18 protein-coding genes are annotated in these 18,792 nt (G+C 65.4%); 5 read left to right on the forward strand and 13 right to left on the reverse strand.

What is annotated here, in order from left to right:
* Positions 1 to 3: 3 nt before the first annotated feature.
* The 6 genes from NX782_RS26335 to NX782_RS02960 are packed head-to-tail and all read right to left on the reverse strand — an operon-like array spanning position 4 to position 7,045.
* The gene (locus NX782_RS26335; RefSeq protein ID WP_308632786.1) at positions 4 to 1,986 is read right to left on the reverse strand and encodes an Ig-like domain-containing protein; all 1,983 of its coding nucleotides are present in this window, start codon (positions 1,984 to 1,986) and stop codon (positions 4 to 6) included.
* A 35-nt stretch (positions 1,987 to 2,021) separates the two neighbouring features.
* A complete protein-coding gene (locus NX782_RS02940) occupies positions 2,022 to 4,163 on the reverse strand; it encodes a type IV pilus secretin PilQ (RefSeq protein ID WP_258844000.1) in 2,142 nt (713 codons plus the stop codon).
* On the reverse strand, positions 4,160 to 4,708 hold the full coding sequence (locus NX782_RS02945) for a pilus assembly protein PilP (protein ID WP_370661753.1): 549 nt from the start codon (positions 4,706 to 4,708) through the stop codon (positions 4,160 to 4,162). Before NX782_RS02945 ends, NX782_RS02940 begins: the two co-directional genes overlap by 4 nt.
* Positions 4,705 to 5,367, reverse strand: coding sequence for a type IV pilus inner membrane component PilO (locus NX782_RS02950; protein ID WP_258844001.1), 663 nt, complete (start codon positions 5,365 to 5,367; stop codon positions 4,705 to 4,707). The genes NX782_RS02945 and NX782_RS02950 overlap by 4 nt, the downstream gene beginning before the upstream one ends.
* A complete protein-coding gene (locus NX782_RS02955; protein WP_258844002.1) occupies positions 5,364 to 5,972 on the reverse strand; it encodes a PilN domain-containing protein in 609 nt (202 codons plus the stop codon). Before NX782_RS02955 ends, NX782_RS02950 begins: the two co-directional genes overlap by 4 nt.
* Positions 5,972 to 7,045, reverse strand: a complete 1,074-nt coding sequence (locus NX782_RS02960; protein WP_258844003.1) for a pilus assembly protein PilM — start codon at positions 7,043 to 7,045, stop codon at positions 5,972 to 5,974. Before NX782_RS02960 ends, NX782_RS02955 begins: the two co-directional genes overlap by 1 nt.
* 338 nt (positions 7,046 to 7,383) lie before the next feature.
* Between NX782_RS02960 and NX782_RS02965 the strand changes: the two genes are divergently transcribed.
* The 3 genes from NX782_RS02965 to NX782_RS02975 are packed head-to-tail and all read left to right on the forward strand — an operon-like array spanning position 7,384 to position 12,819.
* Positions 7,384 to 9,735 (forward strand): penicillin-binding protein 1A, encoded by a 2,352-nt coding sequence (locus NX782_RS02965; protein WP_258844004.1) that lies wholly within the window; start codon positions 7,384 to 7,386, stop codon positions 9,733 to 9,735.
* Positions 9,736 to 9,766: 31 nt separating this feature from the next.
* Positions 9,767 to 11,269 carry an ATPase domain-containing protein gene (locus tag NX782_RS02970; RefSeq protein ID WP_258844005.1) on the forward strand — a complete coding sequence of 501 codons (1,503 nt, stop codon included), beginning with the start codon at positions 9,767 to 9,769 and terminating at the stop codon, positions 11,267 to 11,269.
* Positions 11,269 to 12,819: a hybrid sensor histidine kinase/response regulator gene (locus tag NX782_RS02975; RefSeq protein ID WP_258844006.1), complete on the forward strand. Its 1,551-nt coding sequence runs from the start codon at positions 11,269 to 11,271 to the stop codon at positions 12,817 to 12,819. Before NX782_RS02970 ends, NX782_RS02975 begins: the two co-directional genes overlap by 1 nt.
* Before the next feature lie 29 nt (positions 12,820 to 12,848).
* Here the strand turns inward: NX782_RS02975 and cyaY are convergent, their stop codons facing one another.
* On the reverse strand, positions 12,849 to 13,178 hold the full coding sequence (cyaY, locus tag NX782_RS02980; protein ID WP_258844007.1) for an iron donor protein CyaY: 330 nt from the start codon (positions 13,176 to 13,178) through the stop codon (positions 12,849 to 12,851).
* A gap of 41 nt (positions 13,179 to 13,219) precedes the next feature.
* Between cyaY and lptM the strand changes: the two genes are divergently transcribed.
* On the forward strand, positions 13,220 to 13,480 hold the full coding sequence (gene lptM / locus NX782_RS02985) for an LPS translocon maturation chaperone LptM (RefSeq protein ID WP_258844008.1): 261 nt from the start codon (positions 13,220 to 13,222) through the stop codon (positions 13,478 to 13,480).
* 2 nt (positions 13,481 to 13,482) lie between these two features.
* Entirely contained in the window at positions 13,483 to 14,757 is a 1,275-nt protein-coding gene (lysA, locus tag NX782_RS02990) for a diaminopimelate decarboxylase (protein ID WP_258844009.1), read from the forward strand.
* Between the two features lie 118 nt (positions 14,758 to 14,875).
* On the opposite strand, the gene NX782_RS02995 is transcribed toward lysA, so the two are convergent.
* From NX782_RS02995 to msrP, 6 genes are all read right to left on the reverse strand, one after another.
* Positions 14,876 to 15,610 (reverse strand): hypothetical protein, encoded by a 735-nt coding sequence (locus NX782_RS02995; protein ID WP_258844010.1) that lies wholly within the window; start codon positions 15,608 to 15,610, stop codon positions 14,876 to 14,878.
* A gap of 9 nt (positions 15,611 to 15,619) precedes the next feature.
* Complete coding sequence (locus NX782_RS03000) at positions 15,620 to 16,378, reverse strand: helix-turn-helix domain-containing protein (protein ID WP_258844011.1); 759 nt, start codon at positions 16,376 to 16,378, stop codon at positions 15,620 to 15,622.
* A gap of 107 nt (positions 16,379 to 16,485) precedes the next feature.
* Positions 16,486 to 16,752, reverse strand: a complete 267-nt coding sequence (locus NX782_RS03005; protein ID WP_258844012.1) for a hypothetical protein — start codon at positions 16,750 to 16,752, stop codon at positions 16,486 to 16,488.
* Positions 16,753 to 16,857: 105 nt separating this feature from the next.
* Positions 16,858 to 17,046, reverse strand: coding sequence for a hypothetical protein (locus NX782_RS03010; RefSeq protein ID WP_258844013.1), 189 nt, complete (start codon positions 17,044 to 17,046; stop codon positions 16,858 to 16,860).
* Position 17,047: 1 nt separating this feature from the next.
* Positions 17,048 to 17,707 carry a protein-methionine-sulfoxide reductase heme-binding subunit MsrQ gene (gene msrQ, locus NX782_RS03015; RefSeq protein WP_258844014.1) on the reverse strand — a complete coding sequence of 220 codons (660 nt, stop codon included), beginning with the start codon at positions 17,705 to 17,707 and terminating at the stop codon, positions 17,048 to 17,050.
* A gap of 10 nt (positions 17,708 to 17,717) precedes the next feature.
* Complete coding sequence (gene msrP / locus NX782_RS03020) at positions 17,718 to 18,698, reverse strand: protein-methionine-sulfoxide reductase catalytic subunit MsrP (RefSeq protein WP_258844015.1); 981 nt, start codon at positions 18,696 to 18,698, stop codon at positions 17,718 to 17,720.
* Positions 18,699 to 18,792 lie beyond the last annotated feature (94 nt).

Here is an 18,792-nt window from a genome sequence, read left to right on the forward strand (position 1 = left end):
GTATTACGGGCAGGTGAACGTGAGTTTAAACGGAATGGTCGTTACCGAATTGTACGGTGCCGGCGTGGTCACGGTGACGTTGAACGAGGACTGCACGGTGGTCGTGCAATTCGTCGGCGTCGTGCTCGACACGCTGAAAGTATGGATCGAGCCCTGGTTGCCGCTGATGAGCGTACCGGTCGGGTCGTCCACGTTGCTGGCGTTGTGCGGCGCGATGTTCGGCACCGTGGCCGGTGCCACCGCTGCCGCGTTACCGTTCAGCATACTGGTGATGGCCACCGTGCTGCCTGCCGGCAGCGGGTTGAAGTTCACGTCGTTGAACTGCAGCTGGAACACCTTGGTGTTGCTGGCGCTGATGGACCCCAGGTCGTTCGGCGCCGCGGCGTTGAACGAGACCCTGGCACCGTTCAGGAAGGTGTTATCGGCCGTACCGCCACTGAAGAAGACCGCGGTGCGGGCGGACAGGAAGTTGGTGCCGTCGGTGGTGCTGGCGCAGACCGTCACCAGGCCCGGACGGGTATTGTCGGGCGTGGTGGCGTTGCAGGGCGTGGCCGGCAGACCCGGCGTCGCGACCGACGGTGCCTGGGCGCGCAGCGGCACCGAGCAGGTGCCGTTGACGGTGCTGCAGCCGCCCTTGTCCGACGTACCGATCAGGCCCATGTTGGTCTGGAATACCACCGGCGTACCGTCCGGCACCGGGTTCAGGAAAGCGTCGCCCAGGCTGACCGAGATCGTCGCCGCTGGGTTGCTCGGCGAGCTCTGGACATTCAGGCCTTCGACGTTGAATTTGTCGGTCGCGATCGAGAACGCGCGCTGCACCGGCTGGCCGGTGGTCACGACGATCGAGTCCGACATGGTCGAGATATCCGGGTTGCCGTTGGCCGCGGTGTTCGGCAGCAGGGCCTGCACCTTGAAGGTGGTGGCGGTCGCGCCCGAATTCACGGTGGTCACGACGTTGCCGCTGGCATCGGTGGTATCCGTGGTCTTGTTGACGGTCACGTCGGCGTTCGCCGGATAGCGGCGGAATTCGACCTTCTGGCCAGGCAGCGGGTTGCCGAAGATGTCGACGACCTTGAAGGTCAGGACCGCGGTTTCGGTGCGGCCGATGCCGCCTTTACCCTGGATGACCAGCGACTGGTTGACCGGCGTCGCCGACGCGAACTGCACCGACGCGGCGCGCGGCGGCGCGATCGCCAGCGTCACGGTGGCCGGCTTGGCGATGCCGTCGGCCGACACGGTGATCAGGTCGTTCGTGCCGCAGCCCTTGTCGCGGTACACAGTCTTGGCGATGCCGTTGTTGGTCGCCACGGTGGTGGCCAGTGTCGCGCTCCCCTTGTCGGCGCAGACCGACTTGAAGGTCACGTTGATCGGCTGTTCGGTGTACAGGCTCGATCCGCTCAGCACGTTGACCGACAGCTCGGTCGATTCGTAGGCCTGGATCGAGGTCGAGGCCGCGCTCAGCGTGCTGAAGCTCAGGGCGGTGGCGCCGACCGAATAGTTGGAGGTGCCGGTGATGGTGGTGCCGGCCACGTTGCTGGTGGCGGTGACCGTGCCGGCCCCGCCCGAGGCGATGCTGGCGGCGCGCATGGTGACGCTGGCCACGCCATTCACGTCGGTCAGCGCGGTGCCCGCCGTGGGCGAGAATACCGCCAGCGCGTTGTCGGTCGCGAAGGTGACGATGGCGTTCGGTACCGGCTTCTTGCTGGCGTCGAGCACGGTCGCCTTGACCGTCAGAGGGGTCGCACCGGTCAGCGCGTTGGTGCTGGCGCCGCTGGCGTTGGCGAAGCTCAGGGTCACGGTCGGGCTCGCGGTGACGGTGGTGCCGCCGGTACCGGTACCGGTGCCGCCATTGCCGGTGGAACCGCTGCCCGTGCCGCCGACCGCGCCGGGATTGCCGCCGCCGCCGCCGCATGCGGCCAGTACCAGCGCCATCACGAGCGCGGTGGCCGCGGGCGCGCCGTAGCGCTTGAAAGTGGTATTGCTCATGTCTGCCTTTTTTCTTGTCGGTTATGTGGATCGGATCAGCGCGCCGCGTTCTGCAGTCGGTCGGTCACGATCTTCGGGGTGATGAACACCAGCAGCTCGGTCTTCGAGGTCGAGCGTGCGGTGGATTTGAACAGGTGGCCGACCACCGGCAGGTCGCCCATCAGCGGGACCTTGGATTCGTCCGAGGTCTCGGTCTGCTGATAGATCCCGCCCAGCACCACGGTACCGCCGTTCTCGACCATCACCTTGGTCTTCACGTGCTGGGTGTTGATGGCGAAGCCGGCGTTGGTGTTCTCGCCGCGCGAATCCTTGTTGACGTCCACGTCCAGCACCACGTTGCCGTCCGGCGTGACCTGCGGGGTCACTTCCAGGCGCAGGTTGGCCTTCTTGAAGGTGACCGAGGTCGCGCCGCTGCTGGTGGCCTGCTGGTAGGGCAGTTCGACACCCTGCTCGATCACGGCCACCACGTTGTCTTCGGTGACCACGCGCGGGCTGGAGATGATCTTGCCCTTGCCGTCGGCTTCGAGCGCCGACAGTTCCAGGTTCAGGAAGCGGTTGGCGGCCGCCGAGAACAGCGAGAAGGCGATGCTCGGGGCGTTGGTGCCGTTGATGCCGGCCGCCGGCAGGTTGACCAGCTGGGTGTTGTTGTAGGAATCGCCGCTCAGCTCGAGCTGGCCGGTGGCCTGGCCGACGCCATTGATGTTGCCGCCGATCGCCACGCGCTGGTTGCCGTTGACCTGGTAGCCGGCGTCGCCGCCGCGGATGCCGCGCATGTCGGCGAAGCCCAGCTTGGCGCCGAGGTTGCGCGAGAAGCCATCGTTGGCTTCGACCAGGCGCGCCTCGACCAGCACCTGCTTGGTCGGGATGTCGACCTTCTGGATCAGCTGGCGCACGGCTTCGAGCTTGGCGGCGATGTCGGTCACGAACACCTGGTTGGTGCGCGGGTCGATGGTGGCGCTGCCGCGCTTGGACAGCACGCGGTTGCGGCCGTCGCCGCCGCCCTGGTCCAGGCCGAACACGGTGCGGAAGGCATCGGCCTTCTGGTAGTTCAGCTGGAAGACTTCGGAGCGCAGCGGCTCGAGGTCGGCGATCTGCGCCTTCTGCTCGAGCTCCAGCTTTTCCTTGGTCAGCAGTTCTTCCTTCGGCGCGATCCACATCACGTTGCCGTTCTTGCGCATGTCGAGGCCCTTGGCCTGCATGATCACGTCGAGCGCCTGATCCCACGGCACCTGCTTCAGTTGCAGGGTCAGGCTGCCGCTGACGGAGTCGCTGGCGATGATGTTCAGGCCCGAGATGTCGGCCACCGCCTGCAGCGCGGCGCGCACTTCGACGTTCTGGAAGTTGAACGAGATCTTCTCGCCCTTGTAGCCCTGCGGGCCCTGGGCCAGGCGGTTCGGGTCTTCCTTGACCGGCTTGACGTCGATGACCAGCTGGGTGTCGCTCTGGTACACGCTCTGTTCCCAGTTGCCCTGGGCGTCGATGGTCATGCGCACGTTCTCGCCCTGCGGCGTGGTGGTGACGCGGGTCACCGGGGTGCCGAAATCGGTCACGTCGAGGCGGCGGCGCAGCGTCGGCGGCAGCGCGGTGCGCAGGAAGTCGACATGGATCTGGTTGCCCGACTGGCGCACGTCGACCGGGACCTGGCTGTTCGGCAGGTCGACCACGATGCGGCCCTCGCCGTTGGCGCCGCGGCGGAAGTCGAGGTCGCGCAGGGCCTGAAGAGAGCGCGCGCCTGCGGCCACGGCTCGCGCCGGTGCCGCGGCGGCGGCGGCGCCCGTTGCCTGGGCGGCAGGGCTCGAGCCTTCGACGGTCAGCACCACCGACTTGCCGTCGATCGCGGTGGCGTAGTTCAGCGGACGCTTCAGGTTCAGCACCAGGCGGGTGCGCTCGCCGGCCTGCACCACGTTCACGCCGCGCACGTCGCCCAGGTTGATGTCCTGGGCGTTCTTGCCGGTGCCGTTGGCGGTGGCGCCGAAGTCGAGCGCGATCCGCGCCGGGTTCGTGATCGAAAAGCCGATCGGCAATTTGTTGGGCGCATCCTTCATCGCCACATGGATGACGACGTTATTGCCCTGCTGGTTGGCGCTGATCGATTCGATCGCGTTGGTCTGCGCAAAAGCGCTGCTGGCACCGAAGGCCAGCACCAGTCCGAGGGCGATGCTTCCAAGTCGGGTCATTTCCGGTTCTCCTTGTTTTGCAGCTCCAGCTTCGCCAGGCGCTCGACCCACTCGCCGGCTGCGTCCTGCACCACTTCACGGATATTGATGGCGTCGTCGCCCACGCGGGTGACGAGGCCGAAATTCTGGCCGATGCGCTGGCCGGCGCGGACCTGGTAGACCGAACGATCGATCTGCACGAGCGCGTAGTTCACGCCGCCCTTCTGCAGGGTGCCGACCATTTGCATGGTGTCGAGCGGGAAGCTCTCCAGCAGTTCGCGCGGGCGCTGCAGGTCCGGCTTGTTCGGGTTCGGCGAGGCTTCCGCCGCGAGCGCCAGCTGGTTCAGCAGTTTGCTCTGGCTGAACGGGTCCGTCGCTTCCCTGTCGTTGTAGGCGTAGGGGATGAAATCCTTCGGCTCGGCCAGCGGCTTGACGGCCGGCCTTGTCTCTTGCTTGACCTGGTCCATCCAGGCATGCACTTCCTTGACGTCGCTGTCGCCGCAGCCGGCCAGCAGCAGGGTCAGAAAAGCAAAGGCGGCGGTGCGCATGGTCATCTTCCCGATCACGACTTGGCCTCCTTCTTCTTTTTCTTGCGGGCCTGCGCCTGCTGGTCCAGTTCTTCCTGGTCGAGGTAGCGGAAGGTCTTGGCCACCGCGTCCAGCGCCAGCACGCCATCCTTGCCGGCGCTGAGCGAAAGGTTGTTCAGGGTGACGATGCGCGGCATCTTCGCCATGTCGGCGGCGAATTCGCCGATGTCGTGGTAGCTGCCGCTGACCTTGATATCGATCGGCAGCTCGGCATAGTAATCCTTGACGATCACCTGGCCCGGCCTGAACAGCTCGAACTGCAGGCCGCGGCCGAGGCCGGCCTGGTTGATGTCCGACAGCAGGGCCGCCATTTCAGCCTTGCTCGGCAACTGCTTCTCGAGACGCTCGACGTAGCGGTTGACCTGCTGCTGCTGGGCTTCCAGTGCGTCCAGGTTGATCGCCTGCGCCATCTTGGCCTTGTAGGCATCGCGCAGGGTCTGCTCCTGCGCCGCCAGGGTTTCCTGTTCCTCGAACTGGCCGCTCCAGTACAGGAAATAACCGGCCACCAGCACGGCCGCCATCACGCCGGCCGCGCACAGCAGACGCGGCGCCAGCGGCCACAGGCCGGGATGGCGCCCCTGCAGGCCTTCGAACTGGGCCGCGATGTCGGCGCCCAGCTGTTTCAGATCGATGTTCATGTTTTCGGTCCCGGCTTGGCGCTTTCCTTGGCCAGCTCTTCCTTTTCACGCGCGCGCTTGATCGACACGGTCAGCGTGAATTCGACGACCTTGCGTCCGGTCTTGCTCTGGGCCAGCGTGGCGGCCCGCACCTCGGTCAGGTCTGGGCGTTCCAGCCACGGCGAATTGCCCGACAAGTTGCGCAGCAGTTCGGCGACCCGCTCCTGCGATTGCGCGACGCCGTTCAGCAGCACCTTCTGGCCGTCCTGCTTGAAGCTCTTCAGGTAGACCCCTTCCGGCGTCTGGCGCACCAGTTCGTCGAGCAGGTAGACCGGCTGGTTGCGGTCGCCCTGCAGGTCTTCGACCGCCTGCTGGCGCGCCTTCAGCGCTTCGATCTCGCTCTTCAGGCTGGCGATCTTGCTGATCTTCTTGTCCAGCTCCGCGTTGGCCTGCTTGAGCGCTTCGTTGCGCTGGTTCTGGATCGAGATCTGGCTGGCGTTGTAGCCGCCCACCAGCAGCACCAGGGCCGCGCCCAGCAAGCCGCCGAGCGCCATCAGCGCCGCGAACGCGGCCTGCTTCTGCTTGCGTTTCGCTTCCCGGTGGGGAAGCAGGTTAATCCGGATCATCAGCCAAACCTCCGCAGTGCCAGGCCGCAGGCGACCAGGTAGGCCGGCGCCTCGTTGCGCAGCTGCTGTTCGCGCACCGAGGCGCCCAGCTGCATGCCCTTGAACGGCGAAATCACCGCGCTCGAAATGCGGGTGCGGCTGGCGATGATGTCGAGCAGGCCCGGCACCAGTGCGCAGCCGCCGGCCAGCCAGATCTGGTCGATGCGGGTGTACGGGGTCGAGGTGAAGAAGAACTGGATCGCGCGCGTGACTTCCAGCGCGGCGTTTTCCAGGAAGGGCGCGAGCAGGTCGGCGGCGTAGTTGTCCGGCAGGTCGCCGGCCTTCTTGCGCGCTTCCGCTTCCTCGAACGACAGGCCGTAGGCGCGCACGATATCTTGCGTTAACTGGATCCCGCCGAAGGGCTGCTCGCGTTCGTAGATGGTTTCGCCGTCCTGCAGCACCGAGATGTGGGTGGCCTGGGCGCCGATCTGGAACAGCGCCACGATCTGGCCCTCCGCGCCGCCGCTCTCGTCGATCGCGCGCTGCGCCGCCGCGCGGGCCGCATACGATTCGATGTCCATCACGGTGGCGGTGAGGCCGGCCGCTTCCAGGATCGCAACGCGGTCCTCGACCTTCTCGCGCCTGGCCGCGGCCAGCATGACTTCCATGTCTTCCGGCGAATTCGGCGCCGCGCCGATGACGTCGAAGTCGAGGCTGACTTCGTCCAGCGCGAACGGGATGTACTGGCTGGCTTCCGATTCGACCTGCACTTCGAGCTGGTCTTCGGCCAGGCCCGCGGGCAGGATGATTTTCTTGGTGATGACGGCGGCCGGCGGCATGCCGAGCGCGACATGCTTGATCTTGGTGCCGCTCTTTTTCCAGACGCGCAGCACGGCGTCCGAGACCGCTTCGATGTTTTCGATGTTACCGTCAACCACGGTGCCGCGCGGCAGCGGCTCGGACGCATAGCGTTCCAGCCGCAGTTGGCCTTTGCCGGCATCCGCCAGCTCCACCAGGCGCACGCCGGACGTACTGATGTCGATCCCGATCAATGGCGGGCTGGACTGTCCGAACAAGGAACCTAGACTGATCACGAGCGTTGCTCCCTCTTTGCTACTTCCGCGTTCCTTGGAACGGCTATTTGAACGCCCGGTCGGGGAATGATTTGTTTAGAAAAATTAGCTACTTAACGCGTCTTATTTATGTATACGCTCAAGGCACTGCGTCAAATCGTAGCAATAAGGATGAGTGCAGACAAGAAATTTCTGAGTGGGAACATTTCGACCGAAGCGTGAATGCGACACTTGGTTTTCGACGATGATCGATCGATATTGTCGCTATTTACACAGCTGTTATCGACTTGACCAGTCGTGTTTCCAGGACAGCACTGCCTTATAATGAATAGGGTCAACACAGCGAACCATTCATGCGCATGAAAGCATCTTCGAACGGGGCGCCGACCCCGCCGACTCCGCCGTCTTCCAGGCACAGCCCGAAGCGAATCATTCTCACCCTGCTCGCCAGCCTGTTCGGCCTGGCCGTGTGCGGCGTGCTGGTGATCGTGTTCGCGCTGGCGATGGCCTACCCCAACCTGCCCGCCCTGGATACCCTGACCGACTACCGCCCGAAAATGCCGCTGCGGATCTTCACCGCCGATAACGTCCTGATCGGGGAATTCGGCGAAGAACGGCGCACCCTGGTGCACTTCAAGGACATCCCGGACGTGATGAAGAAAGCCGTGCTGGCGATCGAAGACACCGGCTTCTACGAGCACGGCGGCGTCGATTACTGGGGCATTCTGCGCGCGGCCCTGCACAACGCCACCGGCGGTGCGCGCCAGGGCGCGTCGACCATCACCCAGCAGGTCGCCCGCAACTTCTTCCTGTCCTCGGAACAGACACTCAAGCGCAAGGCCTATGAGGCGCTGCTGGCCTGGAAGATCGAGAAGAACCTCACCAAGGACCAGATCCTCGAGGTCTACATGAACCAGATCTACCTGGGCCAGCGCGCCTTCGGCTTCTCGTCGGCGGCGCAGATCTACTTCGGCAAGGACCTGCGCGACATCACCGTGGCCGAAGCGGCCATGCTGGCCGGCCTGCCGAAGGCGCCCTCGGCCTACAATCCGGTGGTGAACCCGAAGCGCGCGCGCCAGCGCCAGCAGTACATCCTGCTGCGCATGCACCAGCTCGGCTACATCACCGACGCCCAGTACGAGCAGGCGAAGAACGAAGAACTCAAGATCAAGACCGACAGCACGGCCTTCGGCGTGCATGCGGAATACGTGGCCGAGATGGCGCGCCAGCTGGTCTACGAGCAGTTCAAGGAAGACACCTACACGCGCGGCCTGAACGTGTTCACCACCATCACCAAGGCCGACCAGGATGCCGCCTACCTGGCGCTGCGCCGCGGCGTGATGGACTACGAACGCCGCCACACCTACCGCGGTCCGGAAAAGTACATCGAGATCCCGTCCAACAAGAGCGAAGCCGACGAAGCCATCGAGGCCGAGCTGGCCGAGCATCCGGATTCCGACGACGTCGTCGCCGCCATCGTGCTGCAGGCCTCGCCCTCGCAGGTGACGGCGGTGCTGGCCTCGGGCGAGGAAATCAAGGTTTCCGGCAGCGGCCTGGCGTTCGCCCAGGGCTGGCTGTCGCCGAAGGCCGCCGAGACCCGCCGCATCCGCCGCGGCGCGGTGATCCGCGTGACCCAGGATGGCGGCTCGAGCTGGAGCATTACCCAGATGCCGGAAGTGGAATCGGCCTTCGTCGCGGTGAACCCGGACGATGGCGCGATCCAGGCGCTGGTCGGCGGCTTCGACTTCAACCGCAACAAGTTCAACCACGTCACGCAGGCGTGGCGCCAGCCGGGCTCCTCGTTCAAGCCTTTCATTTACTCGGCCTCGCTGGAACGCGGCTTCTCGCCGGCGACCCTGATCAACGACGCCCCGATCTCGTTCGACGCCGGCTCGACCGGCGGCCAGCCCTGGCAGCCGAAGAACTACGACGGCAAGTACGAAGGCCCGATGACGATGCGGCGCGGCCTGACCAAGTCGAAGAACATGATCTCGATCCGCATCCTGAACAAGATCGGTGCCCGCTACGGCCAGGAATACGCGACCCGCTTCGGCTTCGACGCCGATAAAAACCCGCCCTACCTGACGCTGGCGCTGGGTGCGGGCGCGACCACGCCGCTGCAGATGGCCGGCGCCTATTCGGTGTTCGCCAACGGCGGCTACCGCGTGATGCCCTACCTGATCTCGAAGGTGACCGATGCCGACGGCAAAATTTTGTCGGAAGCGCGCCCGGAACGCGCCGGCGTGGACGCCAACCGCGTGATCGACGAGCGCAACGCCTGGCTGATGGACAGCATGCTGCGCGACGTGGCGCGCTACGGCACCGCCGCCAAGGCCCAGCAGGTGCTGAAGCGCCCGGACATCGCCGGCAAGACCGGCACCACCAACGATTCGATCGACGCCTGGTTCGCCGGCTACCAGCCGCACCTGGTCGGCATCGCCTGGATCGGCTACGACCAGCCGCGCAACCTCGGCAACCGCGAGACCGGCGGCGGCCTGGCCCTGCCGATCTGGATCGGCTTCATGCAGAAAGCACTGAAGAACGTGCCGGTCGAAGACCGCCCGGCCCCGGCCGGCCTGGTGCAGTATGGCGACGAGTTCTACTACATGGAGAACCCGCCGGGCACCGGCGTGCAGTCGCTCGACGTCGGTACGATGCCGCCCGCGGCGGAGCAAAAAGCGCGTGACGCGGTCAGAAACGAGTTATTCTGACGAAATTGACGGTTTAGACGGAAGCACATACATGAGTATCCAGAACACCTCCAGCACGGCCTTCATTTCGACCGGCATTCCCGGCCTCGATAACGTGCTGGGCGGCGGCCTGACCAGGGACAGGCTGTACCTGGTCGAAGGCGACCCCGGCGCCGGCAAGACCACGCTGGCGCTGCAGTTCCTGGCCGAAGGTGCGGCGCGCGGCGAGACCGTGCTGTACATCACCCTGGCCGAGACCGAGGTCGAATTGCGCGCGGTGGCGCAGGCGCACGGCATGTCGCTGGAAGGCGTGACGGTGCAGGAGGTGATTCCGGACGAAAGCCTGCTCGCCCCGGGCGAGCAGTACACGGTGCTGCATCCGACCGAGGTCGAACTCGGCGAAACCAACAACCTGATCCTCAAGCTGGTCGAAAAGCTCAATCCGAGCCGGGTCGTGCTCGATTCGCTGTCCGAGCTGCAGCTGTTGTCGGGCAGTCCGCTGCGCTACCGCCGCCACGTGCTGGCGCTGAAACAGTATTTCGCCAAGCGTTCCTGCACCGCCATCCTGCTCGACGATAAAACCTCGGTGCAGGGCGACCAGCAGGTGCGCAGCGTCGCCCACTGCGTGATCTCGCTGCAGCACACGGATTCGGAATACGGCGCCGAGCGCCGCCTGGTGCGTATCCTGAAGTACCGCGGGGTCGCATTCCGCCGCGGCCCGCACGATTATTCGATCCACACCGGCGGCCTGGTGGTCTACCCGCGCATCGTCGCGGCAGAAACACGCGAACTGAAGCACCGCGCCCAGATCGGCAGCGGCCTGCCGGCGCTCGACATGCTGCTGGGCGGCGGCATCGAAGAAGGTTCCAGCACCCTGGTGTCCGGACCGCCCGGCACCGGCAAGTCCAGCGTCGCGGTGCAGTTCGTGAAGGCGATGACGGACCGCGGCCAGCGCGCCGCCATCTTCCTGTTCGAGGAATCCTTCAACACCCTGCTGAACCGCAGCGACGGCATCGGCATCGACCTGCGCACGCCGCATGCGGCCGGCCTGTTGAGCGTCCACCAGATCGATCCGGCCGAGATGTCGCCGGGCGAATTCAGCCACGCCGTGTGCGGCGCCGCCGATCACGGCGCGCGCGTGATCGTGATCGACAGCCTGAACGGCTACATGAACGCGATGCCGGAAGCCGGCTTCCTGACCACCCACCTGCACGAAATTCTCACCTACCTCGGCCAGCGCGGCGTGGTGACCTTCCTGGTCGGGGTCCAGCAGGGCATCGTCGGCAACACCATGTCCACCGGCATGGATGTCAGCTACATGGCCGACAACGTGCTGATCCTGCGCTATTTCGAGGCGCAGGGCGCGGTGCAGAAGGCGATTTCCGTGTTCAAGAAACGCGGCAGCGTGCACGAGACCACGCTGCGGCATTTCGAGATCACGCGCGACGGCCTCGCGGTCGGCCCGGTGCTCAGCAATTTCCAGGGCATCCTGACCGGCGTGCCGACCATCCTGGAAGCCGGCAAGAGCCAGGCCGCCCCGACCTTCGTAGCGTGATGCCCGAGGCAGCACTGGAATACCGCATCCTGATCCACGCCCCGGTCGGCAAGGATGCGCGCCTGATCGCCGAACTGTTCGGCCGCGCCGGCATCGACTGCGGCGTCTGCGCCCAGCTCGACCAGCTGATGGAAGAACTCGGCCGCGGCGCCGGCGCGCTGCTGGTCGCCGACGAAGCGATCACGCCGGAATTCCTGCGCGCCGTCGGCCACTTCGTCGAGCACCAGCAGGGCTGGTCCGACCTGCCGGTGCTGGTCATGAGCCGGCGCGAAGCCGCCTCGCCGGGCCTGCAGCACCGCTACCTGGAGCTGGGCAACGTTTCGCTGCTGGAGCGGCCGGCGCAGGGCGTGACCCTGGTGAGCGCTGCGCAATCGGCGCTGCGCGCACGCCGCCGCCAGTACGCGATGCGCGAAGTCGACCAGCGCAAGGACGAATTCCTGGCCATGCTGGGCCACGAGCTGCGCAATCCGCTGGCGCCGATCCGCGCCGCCTCCGACCTGCTGCGCCTGCCCTCGCTGGGCCCCGAGCGAATCCAGCAGACCAGCGAGATCATCTCGCGCCAGGTGAAGCACATGACGGGCCTGATCGACGACCTGCTCGATCTGTCGCGGGTGTCGCGCGGCCTGGTCACGCTGGACGAAACTTTACTCGACGCGCGCCAGATCGTCACCGCCGCCGTCGAGCAGGTACGGCCGCTGGTGGACGCGCGCCGGCACCGCGTGACGATCCAGATGCCGGGCGAAGCGGCCTTCGTGCACGGCGACCAGAAGCGCCTGGTGCAGATCGTCGCCAACGTGCTGAACAACGCCGCCAAGTACACGCCCGAGGGCGGCGAGATCGGCGTGGCCCTGTTTGCCGACGAGGACACGGTCAGCTATGTCGTCAGCGACAACGGCATCGGCATGGCACCGCACATGATCGAGCACGTGTTCGACATGTTCGCCCAGGCCGAGCGCTCGTCCGACCGTTCGCAGGGCGGGCTCGGCATCGGCCTGGCGCTGGTGCGCAACCTGGTGGCCCTGCACGGCGGCCGGGTGGCGGCGTACAGCGAAGGCATCGGCAAGGGCAGCCGTTTCACGGTCACCCTGCCGCGCGTCGAGGATGCGGCAAGAGAGGCGGCGCCGGCGGCGCATGGACTGGCGCCGGCACAGGCGCAGACGCTGCACCTGCTGGTGGTCGACGACAACGAGGACGCCGGGCAGATGCTCGGCATGTATCTGGAAATGGCGGGCTACCGGGTGACGGTGGTGCAGAGCGCACGCGCGGCGCTGGACGCCGTGCGCGCGGACACGCCCGACGTCTGCCTGCTCGACATCGGCCTGCCCGACATCGACGGCAACGAACTGGCGCGCCAGTTGCGGCAGATGCCGCACATGGCCTCGGCAACCCTGATCGCGATTACCGGCTACGGCCAGGAAGCCGACCGCGCGCGCACCGCGGCGGCGGGCTTCGACCACCACTTCGTCAAGCCCGTGGATATGCAGGCTTTACTGGCAGTGCTTGCCGGAGAAGGTGGGCTCGGGGAGCCCACCCTACCTCATCTGCCGTAGGGTGGGCACTCCGTGCCCACGCCATGTACTCAGCGCAGCTTGACGGGTGCCCCGCCCTGCTGGGTGGCGTAGTCGGACAGCGAGGCGAACAGTTCGCTGTCGTCGCGGGTATTGCGCCATTCGCCGTTCACGCGCTTGTAGTGGAAGCCGCCGGCGCGCGCCGCCACCCACATCTCCTGCAACGGGGCCTGGCTGTTGACGATGATTTTCGAACCGTTCTCGACGAACTCGATCTCGAGCACGTTGCCGCTGCGCTTGCATTCGACGTCCACCACGTCCTGCTCGAACAGGCGATCGAAGGCCAGTTCGATCTCGTTCAGGGTGGCGTCGGCCAGGTCCAAAAATTCGGTTTCGGTCATGCTACACTCCAAGGTCTGCTAATCAAACCGTGATTCTAATCGTGAAGTCCCCATTTGCGCTCCCGGCCGCCGGCTTTGCCCTCGCCGCCCTGCTGTCCGCCTGCGGCCAGCCCGGCCCGCTCTACATGCCCAAGCCGCCTGTGCGCGGCGCCGCGGCGACGCCGGCCGCGCCCGCCCCGGCAGCCGTGACGCCGGTGACGACGGTGTCGCCGCCGGCCCCCGCCGCCGGCACCAGCACGCCGCCGGCAGGATCGAACTCGAACAACACGCAAGCGCCCTCTCTCCCCGCCACCCAACAGTAATCATGTCGCATTTCTCGTACCAAGACGGCGTCCTGCACGCCGAAGGCGTTGCTCTGCCCGCCATCGCCGCACAATTCGGCACCCCGACCTACGTCTATTCGAAGGCCCAGCTGCTGCAGAACTTCCGCGGCTATGCGGCGCCAAGCAAGGGCCGCGACGCCCTGGTCTGCTATGCGATGAAGGCGAATTCCAACCTCGCCATCCTCGACATCCTGGCGCGCGAAGGCGCCGGCTTCGACATCGTCTCGGGCGGCGAACTGCTGCGCGTGATCGCCGCCGGCGGCGACCCCGGCAAGGTGATTTTCTCGGGCGTGGGCAAGACCGTGGCCGAGATCGAACTGGCGCTGAACAAGGGCATCCTCTGCTTCAACGTCGAATCGATTCCCGAACTGCACCGCATCAACGAAGTGGCCGGCCGCCTCGGCAAGCGCGCGCCCATCTCGCTGCGCGTGAATCCGAACGTCGACCCCAAGACCCACCCCTACATCGCGACCGGCCTGAAAGCCAGCAAGTTCGGCGTGGCCTTCTCGGATGCCCTCGCCACCTACCGCACAGCTAGCGCGCTGCCGCACCTGGACGTGGTCGGCATCGACTGCCACATCGGCTCGCAGCTGCTGGACGACGCGCCGCTGCTGGAAGCGCTCGATAAACTGATCGAACTGATCGACACCCTGGCGAGCGAAGGCATCGTTCTGCACCACCTCGACGTCGGCGGCGGCCTGGGCATCGACTACGGCACCGGCGACAATGCCCCCGTGCCGATCGGCGATTACGTGTCGCGCGTGTTCGCGCGCATCGACGCCTGGCGCGCCGAAAAATACGAGGGCAGGCCGATCAAGGTGATCTTCGAACCGGGCCGCTCGATCGTCGGCAACACCGGCGTGCTGCTGATGTCGGTGGAATTCCTGAAGCCGGGCGAGGAAAAGAACTTCTGCGTGATCGACGCCGCCATGAACGACATGGCGCGCCCGGCCCTGTACCAGGCCTGGATGGACGTCAAGCCGGTCACGCCGCGCGACGGCGCCACCGTCAAGTACGACCTGGTCGGCCCGGTCTGCGAGTCCGGCGACTGGCTGGCGCGCGACCGCGAGCTCGCGGTCGAACCGGGCGACGTGCTGGCCATGATGGCGGCCGGCGCCTACGGTTTTACGATGGCCTCCAACTACAACACCCGCGGCCGCGCGGCCGAGGTGCTGGTCGATGGCGACCAAGTCCACCTGATCCGCCAGCGCGAGAATCCGGCGGATCTGTTCGCGCTGGAAACCATCGTCAAGTAAAGCGGTCGCCGCGCGAAAACCGTCGCTCCCGCGAAAGCCCGTCGCCCCCGGGAGTGACCGTCGCCCCCGGGAGTGACCGTCGCCCCCGCGCAGGCGGGGGCCCAAGTTTTTTCGGCGTTCAGTCCCGCGAGCCAGGTGTGATCGACTTGCTGACCTTGCCCTGCTCGTCCAGCATCTGGATCTCGGCCTTGCCGTCGGCCGACACCAGCAGCAGCATGCGCGTGCGTCCCCTCGCATCTTTCAGCTGCAGGGCCGAGCCCTTGTCGCGGGTGTTGCCGAGCCAGATGCGGTTCTGCATCAGGCGTCCTTCGTCCGACAACTTCTGCCAGTAGGCGCCCCGCTGCGCCTCCGGCAGCTTGTCGCTCTCCTGGCCGAAGCGCGTCATGTCCTCCATCGACGTGACTTGGTAGAACGGTACGTCGTTGATGCTGATGCCGGTCCGCTGGTGGCTGGCACTGTCGTTGTTGATCAGCTGCATGGCCTGGTCCTGGCGGAAGCGGTCGAAGGTCAGCGACAGGCCGGACGCGATCTTGCCGTCGGCGCCGACACTGCCCTTCTGGATCAGTCCGCCGTTTTCCGTCCCTTCCTCGTTGATGAACAGCATGCCGGCAAACTCGCGCCGGTCCGGACGCGGCCTTTCCTTGCCCTGCTGGAAGTCGCCCGGAAAGCGTGCCTTGCTGGCGATGATCATGCGTTTGGTGCCGTCCGGCTCGACGATATTGATGCGGCCGACGGTGATCTCATCAAAGGTCTCGTGACGGAGCGGGCTTTTGGCGCCGCTCAGGGTGACGATGGCGGCGAGGGCAGCGGCCATGGTGCCGGCGCCGGCTAGGAAGGTGCGGATCTGCGACATGGGAGTCCTTTATTGTTGTGGCGAACGGCGTTTGGTTTTCAGGCGGCGCAGCCGCCATTCGATGAACAGGCCGACGAAGCCGCTCACCAGTACGACGGCACCCAGGTATTGCAGGATGCGGTTGCCCGGCGCCAGCGCGTAGGTGGTATGGACCAGGTCGAAGCGGCGGCGGCCGTTCTCGGCGGCTTCGAAATACACGGTGCCGCGGTTCACGGACGACTCCACCGTGAGCGGCCTGACGCGCCCACTCTGGAATTCGCTGATCTGTTTCTGTCCTTCTTCGAAGCTCACGAGTTTGGCGAGTATCTTCTGGTTCACGAACTCGCGCTGCTTCTCGAAGATGTTTTCCGGCTCCCCAGCAAGGAGGATGCCGGGCGAGTCGTACTTGTAGAGATTATTCGAAAAGAAGATCCCATCGTTCGCCGCCAGCATCATGGCGAAGCCGAGCACCCAGGCCGCCGCCGAGCCGTACAGCCACTTTTTCGTCTCCCTGATCTGGGCCACGGCGGCACCGGCCGTAAATTGGGTGACGGCCGGGATGTGGCGTAACGTGGTCGCCAGTACGTCCTGGTCGACCTCGGACAGAAAAGTGGCCGCGTCCATTTCCAGGCCGGCGAGAATGGTGGAAAACATCTCGGCCGAGGGCACCGATTTGTCGTTTTCCAGTTTCGAGAGATAGGACTGCTCGATACCCGCCGCCTGCGCAAACTGCGGCTGGGTCAGCCCCTTTTCGGTACGGATCTGTTTCAGTCGTTCGCCAAAATGCATGATGAGCTTTCCTGAACGTCAATGGAAAGCTTGTATTCTTGGCTATTCATGCATGACTTGGAAGATGAATATGCGCGAATATCGATGAATTTTGGAAAATCTTTCGGTCAGTGCCGGCCGCGCCAGCCGCCGCGGTAGCCGCCACCCCAGCCGCCTCGATAGCCGCCCCAGCCGTGACCGCCGCGATAGCGGTGTTCGTAGAAGCCAAAGTTGAGCGACACCGGCGGTCCGACGTAGGTCGGGTAGCCATACGCATAGGGACCGTAATACGCGGGCGCAGCTACCGGCGCCGCGTCGTAGGCATAGGGCAGCGGCGCATACACGCAGCCCGACAAGGCCGCGCCTGCCGCCAGCGAGAGAATCAGGCGTTTCATGGCAACACCCTCATGTCGTGTCTGATTTGATTCTAGACCGCAGGGTGCCGATTGCAATGTGTTTCAGGGTCGGCTGCGCCGCGACACCAAACCCTTGCGTGGGTTTTACTCGCGCCCGCGCGAGCGGTCTTCCGGCCAGGCCTGGCGCGCGCAGGCAACCGCCTGCTCGTTCCAGCGGCCGTCCAGGATCAGACAGCGGTCGACCGAGGAGCCGGTGCGAAAGCGCGACAAGGCCAGCACCAGCACGAGGGCGAGTACCAGCAGCAAACCAATGACGGACGGTCCCTTCATCATGTCAGGATACCGATCGTGGCGTGACGGGACTGCGCGTGCGGCTCCAGCGCCAGTACACGCGCAGGCCGAGCAGCACGGCAACGACCGTACCCCAGACGATGGGCTGCTCGAAATTGTGCTTGCCCGCCTTCATCCACCAGTAGTGCAGGATCGCCAGCGGCGCGATCAGGTAGATCAGGCGGTGCAGCTGGGCCCAGCGCCGGCCGAGGCGCTTGATCATGGCGTTGGTGCTGGTGGCGGCCAGCGGCAGCAGCAGCACGAAGGCGATGAAGCCGACCGTGATGAAAGGCCGCTTGAGCACGTCCTTCCACATCGCGCCGACGTCGAAATTGTGGTCGGCCCAGAGGAAGGTCAGGAAGTGCATCAGGGCGTAGAAGAACACGTACAGGCCCAGCATGCGGCGCAGGCGGATCAGCCAGTTCCAGCCGGTAAAACGGCGCAGCGGCGTGATGGCGAGGGTCGCGCACAGCAGGTACAGTGCCCAGTCGCCGGTGCCGTGGGTCACGAATTCGACCGGCTCGACCGGCACCTGCTGCACGATCAGCCAGACGATGCGCGCGAAGGGCAACAGCGCCAGCACGAACAGCAGGCTCTTGATGGCGGCGAGCTGTTTCGGCGATGGACTGGCGGTGGGTCGTGCCGGCGGCGCGTTCTTTGTCATCGGGCCTCGCTCAGAAGTACTTCTTCAGGTCCATCCCACTATACAGGGAAGCGACCTGGTCATAGCCGTTGAACATCAGCGTCTTGCGCTTGGGCGCGAAGAAGCCGCCCTCGCCGATGCGGCGCTCGCTGGCCTGCGACCAGCGCGGGTGGTCGACGTTCGGGTTCACGTTCGAATAAAAGCCGTATTCTTCGGGCGCGATGCCGTTCCAGGCGGTACGCGGCTGGCGGTCCGTGAAGCGGATGCGGACGATCGACTTGGCCGACTTGAAGCCGTATTTCCATGGCACGACCACGCGCACGGGCGCGCCGTTCTGGTTCGGCAGCACCTGGCCGTACATGCCCACCGTCAGCAGGGTCAGCGGGTGCATGGCCTCGTCCATGCGCAGCCCTTCCACATACGGCCATTCCAGCACGCGGCTGCCCACGCCCGGCATCTGGCGGCGGTCGGCCAGGGTGGTGAACTCGACGTACTTGGCGTTGCCGGTCGGCTCGACCTGCCGGATGAGATTGGCCAGCGAATAGCCGACCCAGGGGATCACCATCGACCAGCCCTCGACGCAGCGCAGGCGGTAGATGCGCTCTTCCAGCGGCGCCAGTTTGGTCAGCTGGTCGATGTCGAGCGTCAGCGGCTTCTTGACTTCGCCTTCGATGCGCACCGTCCACGGCCGGGTGCGCAGCGTGTGCGCGTTCTGGGCCGGATCGGACTTGTCGGTGCCGAATTCGTAGAAATTGTTGTAGTGGGTCGCATCCTCGAAAGAGGTTTGCTTTTCAAGGGTCGACAGGCCGGCATTGCGGGCGGCAGCCAGTTTTTGCGCGGGTGCGTTTTGTGCGAACGCTTCGCGGTTCGCCAGTTCCCACAGCGAAGACCCGACCGCGGCGGTGGCCGCGACCTGGGCGATGAACTTGCGTCGCCCCTCATAAATCTCGCGCGGCGTGATTTCGGAGGGGAACGGCAGGTCGATACCGTTCGGATTTCGTTTGAAAAGCATGGCTGGCTCCCGCAAAGCATGTCTGGCGTACAGGTTGTAGCCGACATAGCAACCTTACACCATCTACCTACGATGGGCTGTCACCGTAGAGTTT

It is taken from the genome of Massilia norwichensis (assembly GCF_024753245.1).
GTDB classification, from domain to species: Bacteria; Pseudomonadota; Gammaproteobacteria; order Burkholderiales; family Burkholderiaceae_D; genus Telluria; species Telluria norwichensis.